10 protein-coding genes are annotated in these 13377 nt (G+C 46.0%); 8 read left to right on the forward strand and 2 right to left on the reverse strand.

What is annotated here, in order from left to right; translation table 11 throughout:
- Positions 1-51 precede the first annotated feature (51 nt).
- A complete protein-coding gene (gene nagE, locus ACRYI5_RS08165) occupies positions 52-2031 on the forward strand; it encodes an N-acetylglucosamine-specific PTS transporter subunit IIBC (RefSeq protein WP_407881406.1) in 1980 nt (659 codons plus the stop codon).
- Positions 2032-2091: 60 nt separating this feature from the next.
- Here the strand turns inward: nagE and ACRYI5_RS08170 are convergent, their stop codons facing one another.
- Positions 2092-2454 (reverse strand): VOC family protein, encoded by a 363-nt coding sequence (locus ACRYI5_RS08170; RefSeq protein ID WP_407881404.1) that lies wholly within the window; start codon positions 2452-2454, stop codon positions 2092-2094.
- 199 nt (positions 2455-2653) lie between these two features.
- Here ACRYI5_RS08170 and ACRYI5_RS08175 point away from each other — a divergent pair, with 199 nt between their 5' ends.
- The 4 genes from ACRYI5_RS08175 (at position 2654) to ACRYI5_RS08190 (ending at position 8006) form a co-directional block, all read left to right on the forward strand.
- A complete protein-coding gene (locus ACRYI5_RS08175) occupies positions 2654-4198 on the forward strand; it encodes an ABC-F family ATP-binding cassette domain-containing protein (RefSeq protein WP_448224937.1) in 1545 nt (514 codons plus the stop codon).
- Positions 4199-4900: 702 nt separating this feature from the next.
- Positions 4901-7069: a KxYKxGKxW signal peptide domain-containing protein gene (locus ACRYI5_RS08180; RefSeq protein WP_448224938.1), complete on the forward strand. Its 2169-nt coding sequence runs from the start codon at positions 4901-4903 to the stop codon at positions 7067-7069.
- Between the two features lie 36 nt (positions 7070-7105).
- The gene (gene gpG, locus ACRYI5_RS08185; RefSeq protein ID WP_407880101.1) at positions 7106-7417 is read left to right on the forward strand and encodes a phage tail assembly chaperone G; all 312 of its coding nucleotides are present in this window, start codon (positions 7106-7108) and stop codon (positions 7415-7417) included.
- 217 nt (positions 7418-7634) lie between these two features.
- Positions 7635-8006, forward strand: a complete 372-nt coding sequence (locus tag ACRYI5_RS08190; RefSeq protein WP_407880100.1) for a hypothetical protein — start codon at positions 7635-7637, stop codon at positions 8004-8006.
- Positions 8007-8138: 132 nt separating this feature from the next.
- On the opposite strand, the gene ACRYI5_RS08195 is transcribed toward ACRYI5_RS08190, so the two are convergent.
- Positions 8139-8792 carry an NAD(P)-binding oxidoreductase gene (locus tag ACRYI5_RS08195; protein ID WP_448224939.1) on the reverse strand — a complete coding sequence of 218 codons (654 nt, stop codon included), beginning with the start codon at positions 8790-8792 and terminating at the stop codon, positions 8139-8141.
- 185 nt (positions 8793-8977) lie between these two features.
- Here ACRYI5_RS08195 and ACRYI5_RS08200 point away from each other — a divergent pair, with 185 nt between their 5' ends.
- The 3 genes from ACRYI5_RS08200 to recQ all read left to right on the forward strand — a co-directional run bounded on the left by ACRYI5_RS08200 (position 8978) and on the right by recQ (position 13339).
- Positions 8978-10945, forward strand: coding sequence for a M13 family metallopeptidase (locus ACRYI5_RS08200; RefSeq protein WP_448224940.1), 1968 nt, complete (start codon positions 8978-8980; stop codon positions 10943-10945).
- 172 nt (positions 10946-11117) lie between these two features.
- Positions 11118-11309: a hypothetical protein gene (locus tag ACRYI5_RS08205; protein WP_407880094.1), complete on the forward strand. Its 192-nt coding sequence runs from the start codon at positions 11118-11120 to the stop codon at positions 11307-11309.
- 236 nt (positions 11310-11545) lie between these two features.
- Positions 11546-13339 (forward strand): DNA helicase RecQ, encoded by a 1794-nt coding sequence (gene recQ / locus ACRYI5_RS08210; protein WP_448224941.1) that lies wholly within the window; start codon positions 11546-11548, stop codon positions 13337-13339.
- The last annotated feature ends 38 nt before the right edge of the window (positions 13340-13377 follow it).

The following is a 13377-nucleotide window of genomic DNA, read 5'->3' on the forward strand; positions in this document are numbered from 1 at the left end:
AAACGGTATTATAAATACCATTGGTATGAAAATGACAGGAGAAATGAAAGCATGAAAGAGTATTTTCAACGGATGGGCCGTTCCTTAATGCTACCAGTAGCCACGCTACCGGCTGCCGCACTGTTAATTGGGATCGGTAACTGGATCGGTAAAGCAAACGCAGTGGGTGGCTTTTTAGTTAATGGTGGAACGGCAGTGTTAGATTCACTTGCGCTCCTTTTCGCCATTGGGTTAGCATTAGGAATGTCAGAACGTCAGGATGGCGCAGCGGCCGTTGCTGGGTTAGTGGCCTACATCATCCCGGCATACATGCTCGACCCAATCCACCTTGCCCCATTTTTGCAGATTAAAGTGAGTGCGGTAAACCCAGCGTTTACGGCGATTCACAATAACGTGCTGATTGGGATCATTGCCGGGCTGATCGCGGCGGCGTTGTATAACCGGTTTCATGCGACCAAGCTGCCAATGGCCCTGTCCTTTTTCTCCGGAAAGCGGAGTGTGCCGATCCTAGCAGCGGTTTCAATGATGTTCGTCACACTGGTTTTACTTTTTGTCTGGCCGGCTGTTTACGGTGCGTTGGTGGCATTTGGGACAACCATTTCGAAACTTGGCTGGGTTGGTGCTGGTCTTTACGGATTTTTCAACCGGTTGTTAATTCCTACTGGTTTACACCACGCGTTGAACGCGGTCTTTTGGTTTAATGTGGCTGATATTAATGACATGGGGAAGTGGCTTGCTGGTTCTGGAACTAAAGGGGTGACGGGCATGTACATGGCGGGCTTTTTCCCCGTCATGATGTTCGGACTGCCTGCTGGTGCCTACGCGATTTATCGCAATGCGCGGCCAGAAAATAAGAAAAAGACGGGTTCCCTCATGCTTGCCGGTGCGTTTGCCTCATTCTTTACCGGGGTGAGCGAACCGTTGGAGTTTTCCTTTATGTTTGTGGCTTGGCCACTCTATTTACTTCATGCGATCTTTACGGGGCTATCCCTGGCCCTAGCCGCTGCGATGCACTGGACGGCAGGTTTTTCGTTTAGCGCAGGGTTAGTCGACTTTTTATTAAGTACACGAATGCCACTGGCAAACATGCCGTTAATGCTTCTGGTTCAGGGGCTTGGCATGGCCGTGATTTACTACTTTGGTTTTGATTTTGCCATTAAGCACTTTGATTTAAAAACACCGGGTCGTGAAGATGATGACCCGTCCATGGCAAACGATGATGAACCAACGGACGCTACGGAAGATAAGTATCTCCGCCAGGGCCGGAAGATTTGGGCTGCCATTGGTGGAAAAAGTAACGTGCAACAGATGGGGAATTGTACGACCCGGTTGCGGTGGCAGTTAAAGGACACCGCGGTCGTGGACGCGGCCGCGATTCGAGCAACGGGAGCACCAGCTGTAAACGTACTTGATGAACATAACATTCAAATTATCATCGGGACAGAAGTTCAGTTTGTTGAAGACGCGCTGGAAGCCATCTATCGTGGTGAGGTTTCAGAAACGTTGGCAGTCGCTGATCCCGTGAGTTCAACGCCTGACGCAGGTGAGACGGTCGCACAAACGCCAATAACGCATGTGACGACACTGGCAGCCGTTGCTGATGGGAACATGGTTGACTTGAGCGCTGTTGCAGATGAAACGTTTGGCGGAAAGTTACTGGGTGATGGGTACGCCATTGAGCCGACAACGGGAACAATTGTGAGTCCGGTCGCCGGAACGATTTCCATGATTTTCCCAACCAAGCATGCGTTTGGGGTAACGACCACAAGTGGGTTAGAAATTCTCGTTCACGTGGGGATCAACACGGTGGAACTGGATGGGGCGCCGTTTACAACGCTTCTGGAAGCTGGGACGATCGTCAGTGCCGGTGAACCAATACTGACAGTTGACTTCGAGGCCATTCGGACAGCAGGAAAAGCGACGACGACCATGGTTGTGATCACAAACATGGATCATGTGGATGAACTAACGATGGTTGCACCCACGGCGGTTAAACGCGGTGCGGATGTTGCCACAGTCACAAGTCATTAAACTAAAAGACCGGCTGAACCCATATAATGAGGGTTTAGCCGGTCTTTCTTGAGTGAAGGCTTAATGTTTAGGTCGTTCCAGAATTTCAATCAAATTCCCTTCGAAATCATTAATGTAAACCGCCTGCAGGTCACCATCTGTTAGGGGGCCGGCGATGATTGGCACCCAGTAGTTTTGTAGGTGGCTGATTAACGCGTCAATGTTATCGTGAGCGTGAATAACGATATCAGGAGCGCTTTGATCGTTGTTTGCTGGGTGTTCGGGCACTGTGATAAAGGTGAGCGGTTGACCATTCACCAACACACTATCAGTTCCGTCGGGGAGGATGGTCTCTGGCAAGTCAAAGACTTCATGATAAAAGCGCCAGGCCCGTTTTGGATCACTGACATTAATGGTAAGTTGGCTAATAGTGCGGACATTCATGGGTGAAAAACCTCCAGCAAACGTATTTTGTCTAAGTCTAGCACACAGGTCCGGTCACCGCCATCGTTGGTCTTGCCTTGTGAAATGTGGTATATTATTAAACGCTGAAACAACATGAAAACTGGTTGGAACAGGCTTTATTCGTTAAGAATGCGCAACCGACTAACCAGTGGGACGAAGAAAAAGAGAGTAATTAATCATGAGCTTGTTAGAAGTAACGGGCTTATCCATGAGCTTTGCCGATAAAAACCTTTATGAAGACGCCAGTTTCCAGTTGGAAAAGGGTGAACACTTAGGTATCGTCGGGCAAAACGGGGCGGGTAAGTCGACGTTGATCAAAATCTTAACGGGAACACTGCTTCCCGTTGAAGGTGCCATTAAATGGCAAAAAAACGTGCGGATCGGTTATTTAGACCAGTATGCGGACATTCCGGAGGGGATGACGTTAATTGAGTTTCTGCACACTGCGTACGCTGAATTATATGCTAAGGACGCAAAGATGCAGCAATACTATGCTGACTATGCGGAGTCGATGGATGATGCGTTGTTAGAAAAGGCGGGACGGTTACAAGATGAACTGGCAGCCCGTAATTTTTATGACGTCGAGACCGAAATTGAACGGGTCATTACTGGACTGGGTTTAAACGAGATCGGTAAGGACCACGTTGTGTCAGAAATGTCCGGTGGCCAGCGGTCAAAGATTATTTTGGCTAAGCTGTTGCTAGAAAATCCAGACGTTATTCTGCTTGATGAACCGACAAACTATCTTGATGTGGCACACATTCAGTGGCTTGAAGATTATTTAAATGGTTATGAAGGGGCCGCCATGGTCATTTCACATGATTATGATTTCTTGGAAGCCGTCACGAATGCGATTTGTGACGTTTCCTTTGGGCAGATCACGAAGTACCGTGGTAGCTTCAAGAAGGCCATGAAGCAAAAGGAAGAGAAACGCGAATTCCAAGAAAAGGCCTACGAGAAACAGCGGGTCGTTATTGAAAAGAACGAAAAGCTGATTTCAAAGTTTAAGGCTGGTTCACACTCCAACATGGCGAAGTCACGTGAAAAGATGCTGAACCGGATGGAACGGATCGATCCGCCGTCAGATAACGTTCAGGCCCGGTTTGACTTTCCGTATCTTGATACGGGCTCACAAAACGCGTTGGTGGTTCGGGGATTGTCTGCTGGATACGAGCGGCCACTGTTAGCACCCGTGACGTTTACGTTGGGGACCGCTCAAAAAATTGCGTTTGCCGGGTTCAACGGGGTCGGGAAATCAACGCTGATTAAGTCGATCCTCGGCGAACTGACACCGTTAGCTGGTGAGGCAGAATTTTCACCCTCTGCAAAAATCAACTACTTCAATCAGGACTTGGATTGGGAAGATGATCGGTTGACACCACTTCAAATCATTCAAAATGAATTTCCGACAATGTTGCCGAAGACGATTCGGACAAAGCTTGGGGCTGCTGGAATCAATGCCGCCAATGTCATGAAGCCAATGAACTTGCTTTCGGGTGGGGAACAAACGAAGGTTAAGCTGGCCATCATGGAATTGACGCCATCAAACTTCCTAATAATGGATGAACCGACCAACCATTTGGATGATGAAACGAAGAATGCGTTGAGCGAGGCACTTCAAAAGTTCCGGGGCAACCTGATTATGGTTAGCCATGAAGTTGGTTTCTATGATGGATGGATTGGTGAAATCCTCAACGTTGAAAAACTGAGTTTACGTAAATAGATCAAATAAAGGCACTGACTAGTAATCCAGTCAGTGCCTTTTAAAATGGTTGGGTTAATCAACGGCGCAAACTCGGTCCGATGAATTGACATATTATATAGTAGAAACGGTCAATCATGTGTAAATGAATGATTAACTAGTTAAATTTATGTATTGACAAATGAAGTGGCGATTTTCGATGATTAAATTTATAAGTGATTCATACGATGAAGGATTTGCTGACCATTCACAGTGTTCGAAAAATAGTGAAGCGGGTAACTGGTTAATAAATAGAAATAAAATTCAGAAGGGTAAAAACCGCTTAGTAAAAGGTTTTTAGGGCGTTAAACCTCATGAGAATCATAGTTAACAAGGGGAATAACGTTCAAAAAAACTAAAAAGAATTAATTAAATAAAATAATAACAATTATGACCCGAAAATATACAGTCAACGTATTAAAATGAACTTTTTAACAAAGTTATATGATCTTTTTTTGTAATCGTTTTTATAAGATTTTTAATAAAGTGTGATTGTTTCTGTTATGCAACCGACCAAGTTGGGCCCCTGTTTGCTACGATAATCACGAAAACGGAACAACTTATAAACCGGATACATTTCGATAAATAAATTAACGCCAACGAAACTTTGTGTCAATTTAGTTGTTTACAAACAATCGTTAAAGAGAGAAAGTACGAGGTGAACAAGAAAGGGGAAAGTTTAAAATGTCATCAGATAATCGTAAGGTAACTCGTCCAGTTGTTAAGAGTCGGGTTAAAATGTTTAAATCAAAGAAGGGTTGGCTGTACGCACCATTATTCTTCATCGGTACAGCTGCCGCATTAGCAACGGGGGCTGTTTCAGCAAGTGCTGACACAACTGCAACACCTGCTGCTAGCCAACCACAAACGGAAACGGTCGTTAAAGCCGCAACCGACACAACTGCAACCGCAACATCAACGGCTGCATCACAAGCAACATCAGCTGCTGCAACTTCAACAGCTACTTCACAAGCAACATCAGCTGCTGCAACTTCAACAGCCGCATCACAAGCAACGTCAACGGCAACTTCACAAGCAACATCAGCTGCCACAGACACACAAAAAGAGGCTGCTTCGACTTCGACAGACCAAGCAACCTCTTCAACTACTGGCACAAACGCAACAACTGCTGAAACACCAGCAACGAATGCTACGTCTGGCTCAAATGATAGTGGTGTATCATCTGACTCAAACAGTGTAGCACTTCCTGACACAGCTGATGTTAACAGTTCCGTTACAACTGAAAATGTTGAAACGCCAGCAATTGCTGCTCCTTCAGCAACAACGTCACTTCCTGACACAGTCGCAACTGCTGCAAACGATCTGAAGAACTTCGATTTAATGCAACAAATTGCTAACGCCTTAGCTGGTGTTAACAGTGCCATCAAGGACGCTATCTCAAGTGTTTGGAATGGTGTTAAGGATTCCTTCACAAACGTTATTAACGATTTCAAAGCAATTCCTTCAGACATTCTTAGCGGAATCAAGAACGTAGCATCATCAATTTTTGATAACTCTAAGCAAGCAATCAGCGACATCTGGAGCGGAATTACTGCTTTACCAAATGCTATTATTACGGGAATCAAACAAGACTTATCAAACATCTGGGACGCTGTTAAGAGCATTCCTTCAACAATTTGGAACGGTTTTGTTAACCAATACAACGCTATCAAGGACATGATCACAACTGTACCTGGTCAAGCGTTGACAGTTGCTAAAGACTTGCTTGCACCATTGACTGCCTTCCCTAAGGCACTGTGGAATGCTAACAAGGATGTTTTACAGAACATGCTTTCATTACCTGGCACGATCTGGAACGATGGCTTAAAGGCTGCTTTACAATCTGTATGGACAACTTGGACTTCAACTATTCCTGGCGAATTTGAAACTGCCATCAAGGACACTGTTTCAGGTTTAGCTTCAGCTGTTAAAGACTTCAACACTATGATGAAGACAATCATCAGTGACAGCTGGACTGCTTTAACTGCTGTTCCTAAGGCAATTTGGGACGCCATGGTTGCTGTTCCTAAGGCAATCTTGACTTCACACAACGTTTTGACAAACGTTTGGAACGTTATCAAGGACACTGCTGCTAAGTTAGCAACGGATGCTAAGAACGTTCTTTCATCAATCAAGGATGCCATTTCAACTGTTTGGAACGACATTACTTCAATTCCTAAGGACATCGTAAGCGGGATTACTACCTTCTTCAAGAATGTTGCTGACGGAATTCAAAACGTTATCAACGCTGCTGCTAAGGGCTTTGACGATGTTGTTAACTCAATCATCGACTTCGCTAAGAACATTTTCAACAACATTGTAAGTGGGATCAACAACATCATCTCAGGAATTAACAATGGCTTAGCTGGAATTGTTAACGGAATCAAAGACATCATTGCTAGCGTAGGTTCAACATTGTCAGACATCTTAAACAAGATTTTGACAGCTATTGCCGGCTTGTTCAACAATGGTGGAAACACGAACAACAACGGTAACAATGGTAATAACGGAAACAATGGTAACAACGGTAACAATGGTGGAAACACTGCTGGTAACAACGGTGGTTCAACTACTGGTAACGAAAACAACGGCTCATCAGTTAACGCCGGAAACGGTGCTAACGTTATGACAAACGCTGCTAAGGATGTTGCTAGCGTTGCTGCTCCTGCTGCTCATGCAGTTGCTGGTGTTGCTGCTAACGTTGCTAAGACAGCCAACCAAGCTGCTAACAACGCTGCTTCTAACTTGCCAGAAACTGGTGAAGCTCAACAAGGTGCAATTCTTGGGTTGATCATGACCGCTCTGATGAGTGTCTTGGCACTGTTCGGCTTTTCAAAGAAGTACCAACACTAAAATTATTTTCAACAAATTAACTTAGGGTGACCAAAAATGACAGAAAAATTGACATTAACGGTTAACGGCGAAAAAAGAGTTTACGAAGCACCTGAAGAAATTTCTATGAAGACGTTGTATCAAGCAATGGAATTATCCGAACAAGTTGACGATAATACAAGTGCATTTGATCAACTCGACAAGCTTGTTGACATCGCTTTAGTATTAATTGACGCAGTTCCAACTAACCATTTAACAAAAGATGAATTGTTGGCCGGAATGTCAAGTCAAGATTTCGCGCAAGAACTTGTACCGTTCGTACAAGGTAGTATTGAACGGCTATCAAGTAAAATGAAAGCCAATCATTAATTGACTTAAACCAATAGGAAGACTGCTAACCGAAGCCTTTCTAAGAGATTACTGATACGGTTGTCGGTGACCTCGATGGGAACGAAAACGAGAATCCAACCAATTCTCGTTTTCATGTATCAGCAGCTTGTCCTGAATAGGACAAATGTGGGTGGTCCCCACCTGTTGATCATAATTAATGAGCGGGTTGAAACTTACGGGGAATGGAGATGAGCGGATGATTAACTACAAATCAGAAGTTGAAGCACCGGAATTAGCGAAGACGCTGGATTTCCTTGCACGTCAACAAAAGATTTCGACGTTAACACGCCAGTCGTCAGTTAACTTAAGAGAATTACTTCTCATTCAACTGATTTTTACGACGCCGGACCTGGAAATTAGTATGTACGCCAAGAAATTGAGTACCTCAATTAGCTTCGTGTCCATGATGATGACCAACTTCGTTCAGCGAAACTTAGTTAAAGTTAGTGGCGAACGCTACGATCGCCGCCGTAAGACCGTTCGATTAACGTCTCAAGGCGTTCTATACGCTCATGAAACGGCAGATATTTTGTCACAGATTGGGTCAATCTTACTAGAAGAAGCATAGACACTTGGCGGAACCGCCCACACATCATTGTGTGGGCGGTTTTGTTTTGTCTAAATAAAGAAGAATCAAAATAAAAACGATCGCTTTCCGATTTGGAAAGCGATCGTTTTGTTGATGATCACGATAAATGGCTTATTTAAAGGCGTCTGCTATTGGTGTGGTGCCATTACCGATGGTATAGTCTTGTCGACGTGTTTGTGGTGCCTGGAGTGCCGCTAAGATGGTCTTAGCAGCATCCGCCCGGGTAATCTTGGTGCCTTTTTCTGGGGTTGGGTTCACAACGAGTTGGCCCGTTGAAGGTTCATTAATCAACGTTCCAAACCGTAGAATCGTGTAATCCAAATCTGTGTGCTCAAGAAAGACATCGGCGTAATGTTTTGCAATCAGATAAGGATGAATGGGCGTATCAGCCCAGACTTCACGGTGATTACTGTAAATCGAGCTCACCATGATGTACCGTTTGATGCCCGCTTGTTGAGCAGCAAGCATTGTCTTGATGGCACCATCAAGATCAATCATTAGGGTTTGATCGTCACCAGTCTTACCACCAGATCCGGCGGAAAAGACGACGGTGTCAGCACCGCTTGTCTTAAATTGAACGGCCATCTCTTCTGGAAAGGCGTTGAGATCAAATGGTGTCGTGGTTACAAACTCGCTGGTGGGAAAATCAGCGGCTTGACGGTCGTCACGAATTCCTGCAATGACGTGTTCACCAGCATCAGCAAAATCCTGAATGGCGAGTTGACCAATTTGGCCATGGGCGCCGACAAAGAAAGTTGTGGACATAAGGAAAGCCTCCTGTAATAAAACGTTAATTAAATGGTTGATTACCAGCAGTGTAACCGTGAACCACTAGGAAGACAACTATTTACGGTTGAGGAATGCGTCGCCCTTTTGTTTCACCAACGAGGTTGCTATACTAAGGAAAGCTTTTAATCGTTTTTTAATTCTATAGAAATGAGGCACGGTTAATGACATTTGTGAATAATCGGATTCAAACATTAGTGGGCGGTGCAACCAGCGCCGATGAAGGTAGCGCATCCTTAAAGGATGACCTGTATTTAGGGGTTAATGGTGAGTGGTTACAAACGGCCACGATTCCTGATGACAAACCAACGACGGGTGGCTTCGCCGACTTGGCTGACAACATCGAAACCACGTTGATGAAGGACTTTGGTGAGATGCTGGCTGGAACAGTTGAACCCAATAATGTGCTCCTTGCAAACTTCATTAGTTATTACAAATTAGCAAGTGATTATCAAACGCGTGATCAAAAGGGGTTTAAACCCCTTCTGACGCTGTTGAAAACTGTTCAAGGGTTAGTGGACTACAAGGACCTTCAAACGCACCTGGTGGCGTTTTTGAAGGACGGTGTGGGTGCACCATTTCCAATTAGTGTGAGTCCCGATATGAAGGACACAAAGCACAACGCCGTTTACGCAGGGACACCATCTTTGATCTTACCGGACACAACGTACTATGCGGCCGGAAATGACGCTGCGCCACAGCTGATTGCAACGTTTAAGGCAATGATGACTAAACTGTTAACGTTAGCCGGACTACCCGAAACGGACGTCGCAACGATCCTGGATCAAACGGTGGCCCTGGACGCTAAGTTAGCGCAACACCAAAAGAGTAGTGAAGAAAAAGCGGACTATCCAAAGATGTACAATCCTCAGTCACTGACTGACTTTGGGCAACATAGCGATGTGATTGATCTGACGGCCTATGTTAACGAAGCGTTGGAAAACCGCGTAGAGCGGGTGATCGTCACTGATCCGAAATATTATGAAGCATTGAATACCGTCCTAACACCAAATAACTTTGAAGAGTGGAAGAGCTGGTTAATTGTGCAGCTTGTTCGGAGTTGGTCCGGTCATTTAACGGATGACGCCCGGGTGATTCGGGGCGAATATCAGCGGGCACTATCTGGAAGCAAAGCCGCGTTTAATCCCCAAAAGGGTGCTTATTACCTGGCTTACCACCAGTTCAACATGGTGGTGGGGGATTATTACGCACGTAAATACTTTGGTGCTAAGGCCAAAGCAGACGTCATGACAATGGTTCACCGGATGATCGACGTTTATAAGAACCGGTTACAAAAGAACGAGTGGTTAAGCGACGAAACACGGCGGCAGGCAATCGTAAAGCTTGATACATTGATTCCAAACGTTGGTTACCCAGATAAAATTGACCCATTGTATGCACGTTTCGTGGTCACCCCAAGTGAAGCGGGTGGCACGCTCTTTGACAATGCCCTGCGGTTTAATCGGTTAGCGGTTCAGGCAAACTTCGATGAGATCGATCAAGAGGTGGACCGGACGATGTGGGCGGACATGGACCCCGCAACCGTTAATGCTTATTACGACCCATCGAACAACATCATCGTCTTTCCGGCCGCCATTTTACAGGCACCGTTTTACAGTTTGGATCAGAGCAGTGCGGAGAACTTTGGTGGAATTGGGGCCGTCATGGCACACGAAATTTCCCACGCCTTCGATAATAATGGGGCCCAATTTGATGAGTACGGGAACATGCACGACTGGTGGACCGCGGACGATTTGGCCCACTTCAAGACCTTGACCCAGGCAATGATCGATCAATTTGACGGAATCAGTTTTGCCGGGAGCACGGTGAACGGTAAGCTCGTGGTTTCTGAAAACGTTGCGGACCAAGGTGGGTTAAGCTGTGCGTTAGAGGCCGCTAAGGAAGATCCAGACTTTTCTGCCCAAGCATTCTTCACCAATTGGGCAAAGGTGTGGTGCATGAAGGCAAGCCCAGCGTATGAACAGCTCTTGCTGAGCATTGATGTTCATGCGCCACACAAGCTGCGGGCAAACGTTCAGGCGCAAAACTTGGATGAATTTTACACGGCCTTCGATGTGCATGAAGGCGAAGGGATGTGGTTAGCACCAGATGAGCGCGTTCACATTTGGTAATTAATTAAGTGCATTGCGCGGTTTGACGATTTATAAGCGGCTAGACGCTGGCCTGCCGGGGTGAAACCGCAGTTTGACGGTGAGGAAAAGTTTACAAAACGGTGTGGATGGAGTAGCGTTAGCGTAACCAACAACCCCCTTGATAGTTAGCGGGGTTCATTTAAGGAGCGCTATGCCAAAGTTTAGGCTGAATCGAAATCAGGTGCAGCAACACGCCATTGTTAAAACAATCGACGTTCACTTTTTGTGGAACTTAGGTTCAACAATTCAGATGCTAACCGATCGTCAGTTATCAGAACTACACAACTATGAGCAGCGGCTTGACTACCAGGACCAGCAATGGGCACTGGCACACCGTGAGTAGCCGTGATCGATAACTAATTTTTGCCACAATGGACTGGTTAAAACGGTGCTTATTTTGGCGTGAGCGCGTAATGAAGAGTGATCACCATAAGGATTAAAACAACGGCATTTACGGCGTGGACTTTCCGTAAATGCCGTTTTTATGTGCAATGATTTTGGAAAAGGGCCGATCATTGTACTTTCTCAGAAGGCTTGTATAATTGAATGACAGACGAAGCGGATGAGAAAGAGGAGAACATGACTGAGACAGCCTTAAGTGTGCTAAAGGATAAGTTTGGGTACGACAGTTTCCGGCCTGGACAAGACACGATTATTAATAAAATCATGAACCATGAAAACGTCCTGGCCGTTATGCCAACGGGGGGTGGAAAATCCCTCTGTTACCAAATTCCGGCGTTACTTCTGCCAGGGCTGACAGTGGTTGTCTCACCGCTGATTTCCTTAATGAAGGATCAGGTGGACGCGTTAAACGAAAACGGGATCGCCGCAACGTTTATCAACAGTACGTTAGACTACCAAGAGATTGAATATCGTTTACAACAAGCTGCGTTAGATCAGGTGAAGTTGCTGTATTTAGCGCCAGAACGACTTGATGATGAACGGTTCTTGGCCGAACTGAGTGAGTTAAACATCGTGCAGCTTGCCATCGATGAGGCCCATTGTATTTCCCAGTGGGGTCATGATTTTCGGCCCAGCTACCTAAACTTGATGAACACTGTCCACCAGTTTCCGTCCCATCCAGTGGTGGTGGCGTTAACGGCCACGGCAACAAGCAAGGTGGCTGTGGACATTATGGCTCGGTTGAACATTGATCCGCAAAATGAAGTCAGCACGGGATTTGCCCGGGACAACCTGTCGTTTCAGGTGGTTAAGGGGCAGAATAAAGAAGCCTTTTTGCTGGAGTACCTGAAGGTCAACCCTAAGGCTGCTGGGATCGTCTATGCAAGTACACGTAAAGAAGTGGAACGGGTTAGCCAGCTCCTTCAACACAAGGGCATTGCCGCTGGCATGTATCATGGTGGTATGAGCGAATCAGACCGCAACCAGAGTCAAGAGGCCTTCTTATACGATCGGGTCCAGGTGATGGTTGCAACCAATGCATTTGGAATGGGGATCGATAAAAGTAACGTGCGTTTTGTTATCCACTTTCAGGTGCCCGGCAACCTTGAAGCGTACTATCAAGAAGCTGGCCGGGCTGGTCGTGATGGTTTGCCGAGTGAAGCCATTTTGCTGTACCAACCATCTGACCTTCAGGTTCAACACTTTTTCATTGATCAGTCAGACATGGACCCCACGTTTAAAACACGGGAATACCTGAAATTACAGGAAATGTCGCGGTATGCCAACACGGAGGGCTGTTTGCAGCAGTTCATTTTGAAGTATTTTGGTGAGGCGTCACCGGCTTGTGGACACTGTGGGAACTGTTTGGATGAGCGTGATCAGGTGAACATCACGGTGGATGCGCAAAAAGTTCTTTCCTGCGTGTTACGGATGCGTGAACGGTACGGAAAGGCCCTGATTGCTCAGGTCCTCACCGGCTCGAAAGTGCAACGGATCTTGAAGGAGCACTTCAATGAATTGTCCACATATGGGTTGATGAAAGAGCGGTCGCAAAAGGAAGTGAGCGACCTGATCGACTATTTGACGAGTAGTGGTTATTTGCAACAATTGGGTGGTGAGTACCCAACGCTTCACGTGAGCGACCTTGGGGGCAGCGTCCTGAAGGGACAAGCAAAGGTGCTTCGCCGCGGTGCAGTTAAAGCCAAACGAACGGTTTCAGTTGATGATGATCTATTTGAAAGTTTGCGCCAATTACGGATGGACTTTGCGGAACAGCAACACGTGCCACCGTACGTGATCTTTTCGGATAAGACATTACAAGCCTTTTGTGAGGATCTCCCGCAATCAACGTTGGCCATGCTAAGTATTAAGGGTGTGGGCCAAAATAAACTGGATAAATATGGTGAGGCATTCTTGGAAGTGATCCAATCACATCAAGAAACATCTGAAAGTGAGGATGTTGAAGCCTGATCAATCAAAAAAGCTGTCATCAAGATGGCGTTAGTGGC

It is taken from the genome of Furfurilactobacillus sp. WILCCON 0119 (genome assembly GCF_053471565.1).